Origin of the sequence: Marivita cryptomonadis (assembly GCF_002115725.1) — a bacterium.
GTDB lineage: Bacteria > Pseudomonadota > Alphaproteobacteria > Rhodobacterales > Rhodobacteraceae > Marivita > Marivita cryptomonadis.
In genome coordinates this window covers 49,010-63,921 of the sequence record NZ_JFKD01000010.1, presented here as the reverse complement: position 1 = coordinate 63,921, position 14,912 = coordinate 49,010, and the positions used below count along the sequence as shown (strand labels likewise).

16 protein-coding genes are annotated in these 14,912 nt (G+C 59.0%); 7 read left to right on the top strand and 9 right to left on the bottom strand.

Annotated features, from left to right (window positions below; genetic code table 11):
- Positions 1–27 precede the first annotated feature (27 nt).
- Positions 28–210: a hypothetical protein gene (locus MCRY_RS12435; RefSeq protein WP_085630333.1), complete on the bottom strand. Its 183-nt coding sequence runs from the start codon at positions 208–210 to the stop codon at positions 28–30.
- A 101-nt stretch (positions 211–311) separates the two neighbouring features.
- On the opposite strand from MCRY_RS12435, the gene MCRY_RS12430 reads away from it, so the two are divergent.
- The 4 genes from MCRY_RS12430 to MCRY_RS12415 are packed head-to-tail and all read left to right on the top strand — an operon-like array spanning position 312 to position 3,479.
- Positions 312–1,238, top strand: a complete 927-nt coding sequence (locus tag MCRY_RS12430) for an AEC family transporter (RefSeq protein WP_085630331.1) — start codon at positions 312–314, stop codon at positions 1,236–1,238.
- Positions 1,239–1,251: 13 nt separating this feature from the next.
- Entirely contained in the window at positions 1,252–2,082 is an 831-nt protein-coding gene (fghA, locus tag MCRY_RS12425) for an S-formylglutathione hydrolase (RefSeq protein WP_085630329.1), read from the top strand.
- Positions 2,079–2,540 (top strand): YaiI/YqxD family protein, encoded by a 462-nt coding sequence (locus MCRY_RS12420; protein ID WP_085630327.1) that lies wholly within the window; start codon positions 2,079–2,081, stop codon positions 2,538–2,540. Before fghA ends, MCRY_RS12420 begins: the two co-directional genes overlap by 4 nt.
- A 21-nt stretch (positions 2,541–2,561) precedes the next feature.
- Positions 2,562–3,479, top strand: coding sequence for an ornithine cyclodeaminase family protein (locus MCRY_RS12415; protein ID WP_085630325.1), 918 nt, complete (start codon positions 2,562–2,564; stop codon positions 3,477–3,479).
- Between the two features lie 57 nt (positions 3,480–3,536).
- On the opposite strand, the gene MCRY_RS12410 is transcribed toward MCRY_RS12415, so the two are convergent.
- From MCRY_RS12410 to MCRY_RS12395, 4 genes are read right to left on the bottom strand one after another with little or no spacing between them, the layout of a single operon-like run.
- A complete protein-coding gene (locus MCRY_RS12410; protein ID WP_085630323.1) occupies positions 3,537–4,781 on the bottom strand; it encodes an MFS transporter in 1,245 nt (414 codons plus the stop codon).
- A gap of 37 nt (positions 4,782–4,818) precedes the next feature.
- The gene (locus MCRY_RS12405; protein ID WP_085630321.1) at positions 4,819–5,673 is read right to left on the bottom strand and encodes a C40 family peptidase; all 855 of its coding nucleotides are present in this window, start codon (positions 5,671–5,673) and stop codon (positions 4,819–4,821) included.
- The gene (locus MCRY_RS12400; RefSeq protein WP_085630319.1) at positions 5,670–7,055 is read right to left on the bottom strand and encodes a leucyl aminopeptidase family protein; all 1,386 of its coding nucleotides are present in this window, start codon (positions 7,053–7,055) and stop codon (positions 5,670–5,672) included. Before MCRY_RS12400 ends, MCRY_RS12405 begins: the two co-directional genes overlap by 4 nt.
- Positions 7,056–7,114: 59 nt before the next feature.
- A complete protein-coding gene (locus tag MCRY_RS12395) occupies positions 7,115–7,498 on the bottom strand; it encodes a hypothetical protein (protein WP_138488253.1) in 384 nt (127 codons plus the stop codon).
- Between the two features lie 145 nt (positions 7,499–7,643).
- On the opposite strand from MCRY_RS12395, the gene MCRY_RS12390 reads away from it, so the two are divergent.
- Positions 7,644–8,294: a carbonic anhydrase gene (locus MCRY_RS12390; RefSeq protein WP_085630315.1), complete on the top strand. Its 651-nt coding sequence runs from the start codon at positions 7,644–7,646 to the stop codon at positions 8,292–8,294.
- On the opposite strand, the gene MCRY_RS12385 is transcribed toward MCRY_RS12390, so the two are convergent.
- The 3 genes from MCRY_RS12385 to MCRY_RS12375 form a co-directional block, all read right to left on the bottom strand.
- Entirely contained in the window at positions 8,295–8,576 is a 282-nt protein-coding gene (locus MCRY_RS12385) for a hypothetical protein (RefSeq protein ID WP_238939858.1), read from the bottom strand. It abuts the gene before it with no gap.
- 246 nt (positions 8,577–8,822) lie between these two features.
- Positions 8,823–9,587, bottom strand: coding sequence for an alpha/beta fold hydrolase (locus tag MCRY_RS12380; RefSeq protein WP_085630311.1), 765 nt, complete (start codon positions 9,585–9,587; stop codon positions 8,823–8,825).
- Between the two features lie 193 nt (positions 9,588–9,780).
- The gene (locus MCRY_RS12375) at positions 9,781–10,803 is read right to left on the bottom strand and encodes an aspartate-semialdehyde dehydrogenase (protein WP_085630309.1); all 1,023 of its coding nucleotides are present in this window, start codon (positions 10,801–10,803) and stop codon (positions 9,781–9,783) included.
- 252 nt (positions 10,804–11,055) lie between these two features.
- Here MCRY_RS12375 and MCRY_RS12370 point away from each other — a divergent pair, with 252 nt between their 5' ends.
- Positions 11,056–13,119 carry a hypothetical protein gene (locus MCRY_RS12370; protein WP_085630307.1) on the top strand — a complete coding sequence of 688 codons (2,064 nt, stop codon included), beginning with the start codon at positions 11,056–11,058 and terminating at the stop codon, positions 13,117–13,119.
- Here the strand turns inward: MCRY_RS12370 and MCRY_RS12365 are convergent.
- Positions 13,067–13,909: an LOG family protein gene (locus MCRY_RS12365; RefSeq protein WP_085630559.1), complete on the bottom strand. Its 843-nt coding sequence runs from the start codon at positions 13,907–13,909 to the stop codon at positions 13,067–13,069. The two genes, MCRY_RS12370 and MCRY_RS12365, sit on opposite strands and share 53 nt — an antisense overlap.
- Positions 13,910–13,981: 72 nt before the next feature.
- Between MCRY_RS12365 and MCRY_RS12360 the strand changes: the two genes are divergently transcribed.
- Complete coding sequence (locus tag MCRY_RS12360) at positions 13,982–14,899, top strand: threonine/serine dehydratase (RefSeq protein ID WP_085630305.1); 918 nt, start codon at positions 13,982–13,984, stop codon at positions 14,897–14,899.
- Positions 14,900–14,912: the final 13 nt, after the last annotated feature.

Here is a 14,912-nt window from a genome sequence, read left to right as displayed (position 1 = left end):
TCTATGGGGTTTTGGGATGTCTTGCGGTCAGAAAAACTTGAAGAGGACGCCCATGGCGCTGACATAGGCCGCCATCAAAACCCAGAACCGATACTTCATGTTTTGCTGAATCTCAGCAGTTTCTGCGGTGATCTTGGCAGTTTCTGAGATCAGACGCGCGATTTCCGCGCGCATCTTGTCGTCGGCAATGGATTGTTCTTGTAGTGTCATCGAAGCGTCCTGAACAGAAATACACGCCTACCCTAAATATAGGTGGTTAACAGAACCCTGTCGAGATTGACCCCACCCGCCTGCATGATAACACAACACGTATGCTGGCCATCTTTCTTCAGACCCTGCCGTTTTTTGCCCTGATCGCCGTAGGTTACGGCGCAGGCAAGACTGGTTTTTTTACCGAGGAAGCGACAGCCTACCTGACCAAGTTCGTATTCTACTTTGCCCTGTCCGCGATGCTGTTCCGGTTCTCGGCGAACCTGTCGATTGCCGAGATCTTTGATTGGCGCATCGCCGCAGGATATTTGTGGGGTACGGCCTTTGTCTACGGCGTCGGCATGGCTGTGGGTTTTTTGCGTGGCATGAACACGGAGACGGCCGCGTTCGAAGGTCAGGTGGCAGCCATTGGGAACACTGGATTTCTAGGTGTGCCGATGCTGGCGCTGCTGATGGGACAAGAGGCCGTCGGGCCAATCATCCTTGTTCTGACCATCGACCTTGTCGTGTTTTCCTCGCTGATCGTGATCCTTGTGGTCGGTTCTCGCGAAGGACGCATGTCTCTGCGCATCTTCAGAACCGTTGGCATCGGGCTTCTCAAGAACCCGATGATCGTGGCAATTGTAGCAGGCTTTATGGTGTCGTCGACGGGCGTGCCGATCCCGGAGCCAGTCAATCAATTCCTGTCTATTCTTGGGGCGGCGGCCACGCCCGGTGCCTTGTTCGCGATTGGTGCATCCTTGGCGAGCAAATCCGCCGAGCGGTTGAACATCGCGGGCTGGTTGAGCTTTTGCAAGCTGGTGATCCACCCGGCGGCGGTTGCGCTTGGGGTGTATTTTTTGTTCCCAGCAGACCCGTACAAAGCGGGTGTTGTGGTGGCCGCAGCGTCCTTGCCAGTCGCGGGCAACGTGTTCATCCTTGCGCAACATTACAAAGTCGCCCCTCAGCGGGTGTCGGCTGCCATTTTGATTTCGACCGCGCTGAGCATTGTGACAGTGTCGTTCGTGATCTCACAAGTTTTGATCTAGGAAAGGGAGCGCCATGCAAACCGTATCGGAAAATGCCTGTTTCGGAGGGGTGCAGGGCGTCTATTCTCATACTTCGGACGCCTGTGGATGTGACATGACCTTTGGGCTGTATCTACCACCAGCGGCCAAGGACGGCCCGGTGCCGGTGCTGTGGTATCTGTCAGGACTGACCTGCACACATGAGAACGCGATGACCAAGGCAGCCGCGCAGGGCTTTGCCGCTGAGGCGGGCATGGCGGTTGTGTTCCCGGACACATCACCGCGCGGGGACACCGTGGCGGATGACGAGGCCTATGATCTGGGCAAAGGGGCCGCGTTTTACGTGAACGCGACGCAGGACCCTTGGGCACCGCATTTCAAGATGTGGGATTATGTGGCTGAGGAACTGCCCGCTTTGTTGGGCGCAGAGTTCGCTGTCGATCTGGATCGGCAAGCGATCACCGGGCATTCGATGGGCGGGCACGGCGCTTTGACGCTGGCGATGGCGCATCAGGGGCGGTTTGCCTCTGTTTCGGCTCTTGCGCCGATTGCCAATCCGAGCCAGAGCAACTGGGGCCGCAAGCAGTTGGGCGCCTATCTGGGCGACGATGAAACCACTTGGGCCAAGCATGATGCGACGGTGCAGATGCAAGCGGTTGGATTTGACGGGCCAGTGCTTGTGGATCAGGGCGGGTCGGATCAGTTCCTGGATCTGCTGAAGCCCGAGGCGTTGAGCCACGCGATGGCGGCCCGGCGTCAGGACGGGGTGTTCCGGATGCAAAAGGGCTACGACCATTCGTATTTCTTTGTCTCGACCTTTATTCCCGATCACATCGCGTTTCATGCAGACGCGCTGGGGCTGTGACCCGGCTTTTCGTTGATGCGGATGCCTGCCCGGTCAAGGGTGAGGCCGAACGTGTCGCGACGCGGCACAAGGCGCAGATGTATCTGGTATCGAATGGCGGGTTGCGGATGTCCGACAATCCGTTCGTCGAGGTGGTTGTCGTGCCCGACGGTCCAGACGTGGCCGATATGTGGATCGCAGATCGCGCCAGAGCGGGCGATGTGGTGATCACCGGGGATATTCCGCTGGCTGCGCGCTGTGTCGAGAACGGGGCGCGGGTGCTCAAGCACAATGGCGAACGGCTTGATGCGCGCAATATCGGTCAGGTGCTTGCGACGCGCGACCTGATGACGGATCTGCGCGCCGCCGATCCTTTTCGGCAGGGTGGTGGCAAGCCGTTTTCCAAGGCGGACCGGTCCCGGTTTCTGGATGCGCTGGAGCGCGAAATGCGGGCAGCGGCCAGTGACGTGCCGCGCTAGGACTTGATGGGAAAGGCAGCAATGACGACACCCGAGATTATCCCTTTTGCAGAGGGTGAAGCGCAGCTGGACTGGATCGGTCTGACTGATGCGCTTGCGGCAGGGCATGACTTGCCACGCGCCGAGATTGCGGACAGTTTCTTGTATCGCGGCGGAGACACTCTACTGAACCGGGCGGCTTGGATCGACGGGCTGGGGCTGGCGGTGAAATCCGCGACGATCTTTCCGGGCAATGCCAGTGTCGGGAAACCTGCGGTGAACGGTGGTGTGTCGGTGTATTCCGATGACGATGGCACGCTGGCGGCGATTGTGGATTTCCACCTCGTGACCAAGTGGAAGACCGCTGGGGACAGTTTGCTTGCCGCGCGGCGGTTGGCGCGGGCGGATAGCAAAGTGATCCTGATCGTCGGCGCAGGAACGGTCGCGCGGTCACTGGTCGAAGCATATTCAACGGCATTTCCCGAGGCGCGCTTTGAGATCTGGAACCGGACGGGGGCCAAAGCGCAGGAACTGGCCGATCAGTTTGCGCATGTGACAGCGGTGGACGATCTGGCCGGTGCAGTCGAACAGGCCGATATCGTCAGTTGCGCCACCATGTCGACCGAGCCGGTGCTGCGGGGCAAGTGGTTGCGACCCGGCACCCATGTGGACCTGATCGGCGCGTACCGGCCCGATATGCGCGAGGCGGATGATGACGTGCTGACGCGGGGACGGTTGTTTGTGGACTCGCTGGATACGACAGTTGGGCATATCGGGGAAATCAAAGATCCGATCGCGCGAGGGGTGATCTCGGACGCTGACATCGTGGCGGATTACTACGGTCTGGATGCGTTTGCGCGCCAGGCTGATGATGAAATCACGGTCTTCAAGAATGGGGGCGGGGCGCATCTGGACCTGATGGTCAGCCGCTACATTCTGGACCGCTGGCGCACCCGGTAGAGCCGGGAAACGATGCGCCAACGCACGCACTTTTCCGTCGACGGAAACGCGCCCCTGTCAGGCCGCCAGAGGGACAGGCTGGCGTTTCTCCCGGATTGGCAGATGGACTATGGCGCTGAAGGCACCGACGCCGACACCGATCCACCAGACCAGCGTGTAATCGCCGTGGATGTCGTACATCCTGCCCCCCAGCCACACGCCCATGAAACTGCCCAACTGATGGCTGAAGAACACGATGCCGTAGAGCGTGCCCATGTAACGCAGCCCGTAGATATGCGCGATCAGGCCCGAGGTGAGCGGCACCGTGGCAAGCCAGAGCGAGCCCATCGCAGCGGAAAACAGGATCACCGATGTGGGTGTGATCGGGAACATGATGAAGAGGGCCGCGATGATCGTGCGGCCCGTGTAGATGCCTGCGAGCAGGTATTTCTTGGACCAGCGGTTGCCAGCCCACCCGGCAGTCAGCGTGCCGACGATGTTCATTAAACCGATCAGCGAAATAGACACCGCCCCAAGCGCCGACGTGGTGGTGATGCCAATGGAATGGAGCACCCCTCCCGGTTGGATCGGACCGCACAGTTCGGTCACGAAGGCCGGGAAATGTGCGGTGACGAAGGCAAGCTGGTAGCCGCAGCTGAAGAAGCCAAGAAAGATCAGCGTGTAGGATGGATCGCGGAACGCACGGATCAGGATCGTGCCCATGCTTTCCTCAAGCTCGGCCCGGTTGGCCGGTGGCGTGGGCGAGCGCATGAAGGGCAGAACCAGTGTCACCGACAGGATGATCACGGCGAACCAGAGAAACACCATTTGCCAGCTCATCACAGTCAGCATCCATTCCGCCACTGGCGCACCGAACACCTGCCCAGCGCTGCCCGCTGAGGTCACGATAGCGAGGCTCATTGAGCGGTTCGCGTCGGAACTGGCGCGGCCCACCACGGCAAGGATCACGCCAAAGCCTGTACCCGCCACGCCAAAGCCCACGAGAATTTCGTAAAACTGATGAGCGGTGGGTGTGACCGCGAAAGATGAGAGCACCAGACCTGCGGCATAGGTCAATGCCCCCAGAATGATTGCCTTCCGGTCGCCAATCTTTTCCGCCAGCGCACCGAAGAGCGGCTGGCCGATCCCCCAGGCCAGGTTCTGGATCGCGAGGGCGAGCGAGAACTCAGCCCGCAGCCAACCGAATTCCTCGGCAATCGGGATCTGGAACACACCAAAGCTGGCGCGGATCGCGAAGGACACGAGGATGATGATGCAGCCGCCGATGAGAACCGGCGTAAAAATGGAGGCGCGGGCTTGCATGGGATTGCTCCGAAAGACGCCGCGATGTGCGCCGATTTCAGGAGGAGGTCAAGCGGGCGTGTCGAAGAACCGGATCACCCTGTGCTGCGATCCGGTCGATTGCGGATTGAAGTGGTTCATAGGCCACTGACATGGAATATGCATTGGCGTGCAACAGTGTGTCCGGGTTTGCCACCCAGCCGACATGGCCCTTCCAAAACAGAAGATCTCCGCGTTCTGGCGACGCGCGGGGATCAAGCGTTTCACCAAGCTGCGCCATTTGCTGATCGCTGTCACCGGGGCACGGGATGCCACAGGCGCGGCAGGCGATTTGCACAAGGCCGGAACAGTCGATGCCGAAGGTGGAATTGCCGCCCCAAACATAGGGTGTGCCAAGCAGGCGGTCCGCGACTGCCACAGGATCAGGCTCTTTCGTGTCCAGCGGGGTCAGGTGGCTTATGGGTATATGAAGGTCGTGGAGTGCACCCAAGATCGTTGCCCATTTGGCATCGGTGACTGTGACGTGGACCTCTGATCCTAAGCTGAGCGGGACCTGCTCGACCTTGGTGTTTTTGAAATCGGGCGCAGCCAGGGCCATCGTCTGCCGCACAGAGACCCGATGCGTTGCGGGTTCGACCATCGGGGTCAACATCCTAGCCTCGATATAGCCGGTGTAACCGTCGTGGATTGCGTATCCAAAGGCCCATGCCATGTCTTTTTCGAGCACGTTGAACGCCTGCCCCCAAAGGAGTTCGCGGTCACGGTCCCCAAATGGAGCAGAGCACAGCGCAGCAAAGGGTGCCCATGTGACGCGATGCACCTGTCCGTCGGTAAAGCGGTCTGCCGCGGCCTGCCCTTTCAGCGAGGTGTGTGCCACCGTGCCGTTGGACCAGAGCGCGCGCCTGTCCGTCATAGGTCCATCATATCCGGAAACGCCGCAAACAACGCGCGTGCGCCTTGCAACGCACCACCTTTGGGCCGGCCCGGCGCAGCGGTGGGTTGCCAGCCATAGATGTCGAAATGGATATAGCGGTCTTCGGCGCTGACGAAACGGCGCAGGAACAGGGCGGCGGTGATGGAGCCTGCAAACCCGCCTTTGGGCGCATTGTCGAGATCGGCGATGCCCGGTTCGATCATCGTCTCGTAAGGATCGTGGAACGGCATACGCCAGACCGGATCGGCCATACGCCGTGCCGCAAGGTCAAGCGAGGTCGCCACCACATCGTTATCGGTGTAGTAGGGCGCGAGGTCCGGGCCAACGGCAACACGGGCGGCCCCAGTCAGAGTAGCCATCGACACTATCAGATCGGGGTGATCTTCGGACGCGTAAGTCAGCGCATCCGCCAGCACCAGACGGCCTTCGGCATCGGTGTTATTGATCTCGACCGTAAGCCCTTTGCGCGACGTCAGGATATCCTGCGGGCGGAAGCTATTGGAGCTGACGGAATTTTCCACCGCCGGGATCAGCACACGCAAGCGGACATCCAGACCGGACGCCATGATCATGTGCGCAAGCCCAAGCACATTGGCCGCGCCGCCCATGTCCTTTTTCATCAGGCCCATCGAACTGCCCGGTTTGATATTGAGCCCACCCGTATCGAAACAGACACCTTTGCCCACAAGCGTGATCTTGGGCCCGCGACTGCCCCAGTTCAGATCGATCAACCGGGGCGCGCGATCAGAGGCGCGACCAACGGTGTGGATCATCGGGAAGTTGCCCTGCAGCAGATCGTCGCCCGTGATGACCCGGATCTTGGTTTTGTGTTTCTCAGCCAGACCGCGCGCCGCAGATTCGAGTTCCGCCGGACCCATGTCTGACGCCGGGGTGTTGATCAGATCGCGGGTGAGGAATTCTGCCTCGGCGAGGATGGACACTCGGGTGGCATCGACACCGTCTGGTGTGACCAGTGTCGGGTGCTGGGAGGTGTTGTCGCGATATCGCGTGAAGCCGTAGCTGGCCAGCAGCCAGCCCAGCGATTCCTGTTCAAGATCACCTTCGGCGATACCGCTTTCGATCCGGTAGGTTCCGGGTGCGAGTTTCGGCAAAGCAGCGCCCAGTGCGAAACGATCGCGTTTTCGGGACGCGGGCGTGCCGTAGCCGACCAGTGCAATCTCGGGATGACCTGCCGCGTCGGGGATCATAAGGGCGGATCCGATGCCGCCCTTAAAGGCATTGGCTTCGACCCAAGTGCGGATGCGGTCGCTTTGCTGCCCTGCCCAGAGGGCAACATCCTCGGCTCCAAGTACGTGTATTGGAACAGCTTTCGTGCCCGCAGGCGCAAGTGCGACGGTCATGGAATTCCCCTTCTCGGTTAGCGCGAAGGTACGCCCTTGCACAGGCGCTGCAAGCGGAATCAGAGCGACAGATCAAGGCCCATGTCGGCACAGGACATCGCTGTTTCACCCCAGCGGAGAAACCGGCAAAGCGTTGCCGCAAGCGCCACCGGATCGGCTTGATCGACACAGATCAACACGTCGCGGCCGATTTGCGAGAGCCCCGGCAAACCGATTTGCGCCGCAATGGGAATAACCGCATGGACCGATTTGCGCAGGGCCTGATGGTTTCCAGAGGTGTAATCCGTGCGGATCTGCACGAAGCGAAGAGCGATGTCTTCAAGCGCGCGGCACAGGATATTTTCGGCAACGGACGGACCGAGATCGCGACTGAGACCCGTCAGCGTATCTTCATCGAAATAAGCCGTGTCGCGTGGATGCAAAACCGAGATCTTCTGCATCATGTTCATTCCTTTCTCACCCCAACCCGGCAGTCGGTATGGCAGAGCAGTCTTTCCAATTGGTAAGCCCGCGACGGTTTTTCTCTCGAATTCCGATTAATTTCGACGTATCCCGCAGTGGAGAACGACCAAACAGGCGGAGGATTTCATGAACGCCGCGAAGCCGCTGCCTGCATATCTGATCCAGCGATACCAAGGCTGGAAGGCCACGACCTATTCTGACAACCGTGCTTGGTACAAGCGCTTAGCAACCGAAGGTCAACGTCCAAGGGCGATGGTCATCTCCTGCTGTGACAGCCGTGTGCATGTCACATCGATCTTCGGTGCGGATCAGGGCGAGTTTTTTATTCACCGGAATATCGCGAATCTTGTGCCGCCTTACGAACCGGACGGCGATCACCACGGCACCTCGGCTGCGGTTGAATATGCGGTGACAGCTTTGAATGTCGCGCATCTGATCGTTCTGGGACACTCGAATTGCGGAGGCGTGCAGGGTTGTCTGGACATGTGTTCCGGCAACGCCCCCCACCTCGAGGAACAATCAAGCTTTGTCGGACGCTGGATGGATATTCTGCGTCCCGGCTATGAGCGGGTCAAAGCGATGAACACGCCCGAAGGGCAAGTGCGTGCGCTGGAGAAAGAGTCGGTCATCGTGTCGTTGGAGAACCTGATGACATTCCCGTTTATCCGTGAGGCGGTCGAACAGGATTTGCTGACGCTGCACGGTCTGTGGACCGATATCGGCGAAGGTGGTCTTGAATATTTCGACCCGAAAACGCGGTCGTTCCAGCCGGTCTGATCAGTTCCGAAGCGTTGCGCTGACGCCGGCACAGTCTGTGCGCAGCTTGGGGCGGCCAAGGCGTTCCGCCAAACGAGCCAGCGGAGAACCGATCATCGAGCCAGTGCAGACGGGTTTTCCCGCTTCGTCTGCCAGCACAAGATGGCCGTTGCGAAAGGTGATTTCGTAGCCCTTGGAGGCAAGGCGAGCGCACAGATCGCCCCAACTTGTCGCACGCTCGAAATGCGGGAGCAGGACTGTCCGCAAAAGCATCGCTGTTTCACTATCCAAAGGGCTCGGCATGCCGGACGTTCTGTCTGCAGAAAAGGGCGCGGAATGTATGGCCATCGGGGGCACTTTCACTGTTTCTTAACGCATCCCAAAAGGGTGCGAGTCAATTGCGGCAAGAATGGGGCAATCAAAAGAACCCCCTGTCGGTGTGAACAACACGCAACAAACAGGAAGGTTCCGTGAGCGCGATACGGCGATGTCGTGGGGTTCCGACCTCTATGCGCAGGCGACGGATGTCAGATTGGTGATCGACCGATATCAGAAGATTGCGGCGCTGGCCGGTGTCTGACCCGAGGCAGTCGGGGGATTGAACTGCAAGATCGGAATACCGCCGAGATCGGTCAGGTTCTTGCGAAACTGCCGAGGTTTTCCATTGATGAGGTTCTGAACCAACGGGCGCAGGGCACCACGATCCCTAAGATGCGCCGCAACCCTGTGATCCGTCTTGGGCACGATGTAATGCGAGATGCCCTGCGCTTTCGGGAACCGCATCGCATGTGCCAGCTCTCGGTGCTCATCACCATGGAAGATGTAATACTTCGTCGTTTCAGGGCGCAGGTCTTCAACTCTTGGAAACGGATAGGACCGGATCTGCTTGCGGAAAAAGAACCAACGGTCCTCTTCCGGCACTTCGTTTTCCATGACGGAATATTGTGGCGTAAAGGCGATCACGCGTTCGAAATCGAAAAGCCGCGAAAGGTGCAACGCCATCGTTCCACCCATGGAATTACCAATCGCAATCACCCGTTCCGCATTGATGTGATCGACGGTGGCACGGATGCAGCAAAGGATCTGATTTGCCATTCCGTCGCCATTCAGCCAGCTGCGGGACTTGTCGCTGACAAACAGAACATGGTTCTGCCGATCTGCAGAGGCGATGCCCGGAAACTCGGGTGGCGGTTCGACATTGCGTTTGGTGCCAACACCCGAAAAGCTGACGATCAGGTCGGAGCCGTCGCCTTCGAGATATCTGATCCGCAAGGGACCGTTCTCGTAGAGCAGAGGAATTTCAGCTTCGGACATACCACCGACCCACTTGATTCAACATTCAATCAAAGAGGGATACGGGGCGAACTGACCTATTTTTAGGCAGCAATAAGGAGAATAAAGACAATTTGGTGTAGGGTCTGGCGCGCGTGATGCTTGCTGGCGCGAGATATCACAACGAAAAAGGCGCCGCATCATGGCGGCGCCTTTGGACGTGATCTTGTGGCTATCAGCCTTTTTTCAGAACTTCACGACCCAGCACTTCGGCGATCTGCACCGCGTTCAGGGCGGCGCCTTTGCGCAGGTTGTCGGACACGCACCACAGGTTGATGCCGTTGTCGATTGTGCTGTCCTGCCGGATGCGGCTGATAAAGGTCGCATAATCGCCGACACATTCCTTGGGTGTGACGTAACCACCGTCTTCGCGCTTGTCGATGACCATGATGCCCGGCGCTTCGCGCAGGATATCGCGGGCTTCGTCCTCGTCGAGGTGGTCTTCGAATTCGATGTTGATCGCCTCGGAATGCCCAACGAAGACAGGTACGCGTACGCAGGTTGCAGTGACCTTGATCGAAGGATCGATGATCTTTTTCGTTTCAGCGACCATCTTCCACTCTTCTTTGGTGGAACCGTCTTCAAGGAACACGTCGATATGCGGGATCACGTTGAACGCGATATCCTTCGGGTAGACCTTGCGCTGGTAATTGTCGGTCGGATTGTAGACCGCCTTTGTCTGATCCCACAGTTCGTCAATCGCCTCTTTGCCCGAACCGGATACCGACTGATATGTGCTGACAACAACGCGCTTGATGCGGGCACGGTCGTGCAGCGGCTTCAGCGCCACAACCATCTGTGCGGTCGAACAGTTTGGGTTGGCGATGATGTTCTTCTTGGAATAACCGTGGATCGCCTGCGCGTTCACTTCGGGCACGATCAGTGGCACGTCCGGGTCGTAGCGGTAGAGCGACGAGTTGTCGATCACCACGCAGCCCGCCTTGGCAGCGATGGGCGCGTATTTCTTGGTCGCTTCGGAGCCGACGGCGAACAGGGCGAAGTCCCAGCCTGTGAAATCGAACGTGTCGAGATCCTGCGTCTTCAGCGTCTTGTCGCCAAAGCTGACCTCCGTGCCAAGCGACCGGCGCGACGCAAGCACGGCGATCTCATCAACAGGGAACTGACGCTCGGCCAGGATGTTCAGCATTTCGCGGCCCACATTACCGGTGGCGCCTGCAACGACGACTCTGTAGCCCATTTGGCTCTCCTTTCACTTGCCAGCGCCCGGTGTCGTGTCCGGCTGCTGGACTGAGCGTGGCTCATACAGGACTTGCTGCGTCTGCGAAAGGGTGTTGCTCACCGCGATTGCCGCAGGTCTTTGCGCATGCGTTTACAGACGATTGCCACAGCCGTTCAGGCGCGCCAAGGATGCTTTTTCGAAATTTCTTGCTGGATTTCAGCCTGAGGCGTACGCTGAGTGGCATTTAAGCACGAACCCCTTTTTGGTCACATGTCACATTCAGAAACGCATCTTATTCTCGTGGTTCACGGGATCGGCGAACAATCCTGTGGGGAAACCGTCGATCAAGTTGTTGCCGGCGCGGTCGCCCGGCACCCGTCACGCCCTGCCTCGGATCTGGCCGACGCCCCAATATCGGTGCAATCCTCGCACCTTACACTCACGGAAGAAGACTTCACCCAGACCGGCGACGACCCGGTTCAGCCAGTTTTCGACTGCCACACCCACACGTTGGAACCCGCAGGGGAAGGTCAACAGCGCGCCGTCTTCGCCGAGGTCCACTGGTCCGATCTGTCCCCCGCGCCGAAGGGGGCAGTCGCAACGATTCTCGATCTCCTGAAGCTGATTCTCGGCCTGGGCTATGTCGCGATGGACAATGTCGAGAACACCAAGAGCTCTTTGTTCGACCGGGGTTTGGTGCATCTGTTCAACTGGGTCTTTTACGGCGGGATCGCTGTGATCAACGCAATGCTGTTGATCGGAACGGTCCTTATCCTCGGGAATGATTACCTACCCGGCGTCAGCTACCTTTCGGTTCTGGTGGTGAATGTTGGGCTGGGTGTTGGGCTTTGGGCCTATCTGAAGCACCAAGGGACCAAGACACCCCGGTTTCTGCTCACAGTCTTTCGTCGGGGCGTGCTGGTCTGGTCCTGGCTAACGACGCTGCTGCTGGCGCTGAGTGTATTTGCGCCCGAAATGGTGCTTACAAGATTCCAGTCGATTTTCGCGGCCCTGCCCGGGACTGTGACAGCGCAAAGCAAAGGCTGCGCGGCTTTCGTGGCGCTGACCGATACAAACGGCGATGCGCTACCTCTGGCACAGAAATTCGGAATCGACAGCCTGTCCTGTTTCATCGAGGTGAACATTTTTGCGATGGGGCTGCTTTGGGTATTTGCGGCACTGGTGGTCGTGGTGTCTCTGGTTGGGTTCAGGGACACACCCAAGCGCATCATCTACCCGTCGATCTGTGGCGCGATGCTGATGTTTTGGTCGGTGTTCACGACGGGCTTCTGGCTGGTGCTGCAACAGCTTCTTGGCCAGCTTAGCGGAACAAATAACACTTGCGCTGCGCTGGTGGCATCACTTGGCGATGCTTCCTCTCTTGCCCGGATGACAAGCGGAGGACAAACCGCCTTTGGCCTTTTGTGCCTGCACATGGAACAGGCTTTGGGAACGCTCGCAATTTCGGTGGCGTTCATGTTGCTGACCCTTGCAGCGGCGGTGCTGGCCTATGCTGTAGGCGCGCGGGTGATCGTGAATGTCTGGGTGCGCGCAATCCTCGTGGTTTTTCCTGTGGCGCTTGTCCTGATCCTGATCCTTGGCGGTGATATCACGGGAAATTCGCTGGACGCCAATCCATTTGCACCGTTCAGAACGCTGTCCATCACCATCGCCCTCGGTGTGGCGCTGCTGATCTACAATTTCAACGAAACCGTTGCGGCGGCATTGGGCGTTGCGCGGGACGTAATTGTCTATCTTGTCCGGGCTGAGTGCAAATGGACTGCCGCGCCCGGCCAGCGCGAGGGGAACTACCCACGGCGCGCTTTGATTGAGGCGCGGTTCGACCGAGTGTTCTGGTTCATGCTGAACGCGCTTGAGCCGGATCGAATTACGGTGATCAGCCATTCACAGGGAACGGTGGTCGCCGCACGATCTCTGCAACGGTTGATGCCGGAGTTGCGGGCCTTCGATCCGACACTGCCGAGCCGCATTCACCTGATCACGATGGGATCACCGATTTCGCATATCTACGAAGAGTACTTTCCCGAAAACTATCCCCTGACTGTCGCGCAAATCTCATCGGACATGACCTGGCACAATTTGTACCGCACCAAGGATTATGTCGGTCAGACGATTGGTACGACGGGCATCCCGCCGGGCAATGACCTTTGTGTCGGTCATGGTGGGCACAGCCACTATTTCACCGATCAGCGCGTCTGGACACTGCTTTGGGAACGGGTCGGGTTCCGGCTGTTTTCGAAGCCTCCCGGAATGAAAAGGGTCAGCGTCCCGGAATATCCGACCGCGGCGGCGCAGGATCCCAATTCTCGATGATCTCGGCCGCCTCTTCGGCGGTTTCGACAAAGCGGAATAGGTCAAGATCCTCGGGGCTGATTGTCCCGGCATCAGCAAGCGCGTCCCAGTTGATGATCTTTTCCCAGAACGCACGCCCAAAAAGCAGAAATGGCACGCGCTGCATGCGGCCTGTCTGGATCAGGGTCAGGGACTCGAACATCTCGTCCAGCGTGCCGAAGCCGCCGGGGAACACGCAGATCGCGCGGGCGCGCATCAGGAAGTGCATCTTGCGGATCGCGAAATAGTGGAAGTTGAAGCACAGCTCGGGCGTGACGTATTCGTTCGGGGCTTGTTCGTGTGGCAGCACGATATTCAAACCGATGGATTTGCCGCCCTCATCGGCAGCACCGCGATTTCCCGCCTCCATCACACCGGGACCACCCCCCGTGACCACCACGAATTCGCGGTTACTGCTGTCAATGGACTTGCGAGTCATCAGACGGGCAAAGTTGCGAGCCTCGTCGTAAAAATGCGCGAGATCGGCCAGTGTCTTGGTGCGCGCCTTGTCCGCCTCGGACGGGCGCGGAATGCGCGCACCACCGAACAAAACGATGGTGCTTTCGATTTGGTGTTCATCCAGCATGAGCTGTGGTTTGAGCAATTCGAGTTGCAGACGAACCGGGCGCAATTCTTCGCGACACAGGAAATCATCGTCGGCAAAGGCAAGCCGATACGCTGGCGAGCGCGTCTGCGCTGTGTCCGGAACATGGCTTGCGGTGCTACGGTCAAGGCCAGCATCACGGAACGGGCTGTTGCGTTGGTCTTTCATGAGCATCGGTTCCTTGTTCGCCTTTCCTCAGACCTATAGCGTCCAGGCCAAAGTGACCAGAGAGGCGAAGCGATGGAATGGCAAACCGAGATCATGGCGGCGCAACAGCGGGTCGCCGGACACATCGTTGAGACACCGACGCTGCAAAGCCGCGCGTTTGGTCAGGATATCGCGCTCAAACTGGAGCAGATGCAGCATACCGGTAGCTTCAAGACACGCGGCGCCTTTAATACGCTGCTGGCATTGGACGTGCCCGAAGCCGGGGTCGTCGCGGCTTCGGGCGGTAACCATGGGGCAGCGGTGGCATATGCGGCACAGAAACTTGGGCATCGCGCGCGGATTTTCGTCCCCGAAATCGCCGGGCCGTCCAAGATCGAGCTGATCAAACGCACCGGAGCAGAGCTGACCGTGGTGCCCGGCGAATATGCCAACGCGTTGGAACTGGCCGAGCGTGAGGCTTCGGAAAGTGGCGCGATGCAAATCCACGCCTATGACGCGCCCCTGACTGTCTCCGGTCAAGGCACAGCGATGCTGGAGTGGGAACAGCAAGGGCTCGACGCAGACACGGTGTTGATCGCAGTGGGCGGTGGTGGCCTGATCGCTGGCGCATTGGCCTGGCTGGGTGACCGTCGCAAGGTGGTGGCGGTTGAACCGATGACCTCATGCGCTCTGCATTCAGCGCTGGACGCCAGTGCGCCCGTAGATGTGCCGGTGTCCGGTGTGGCAGCAAACGCGCTGGGTGCACGGCGGATTGGCCAAATCTGCTTTGATCTGGCCACATCGCTGGATGTGCAAAGTGTCCTCGTGTCAGACGGTGCCATCATCGAAGCGCAAGCGGCTTTGTGGCAAGCGCATCGGCAATTGGTGGAACCTGCCAGGGCCACTGCCCTCGCCGCGCTGATGTCAGGCGCTTACGTACCGGCCCCCGGCGAACGCGTGGCAGTACTTGTCTGTGGCGGGAACGTTGCACCAGATCCAACGTTTGGTTGAACGCTGCACCTGC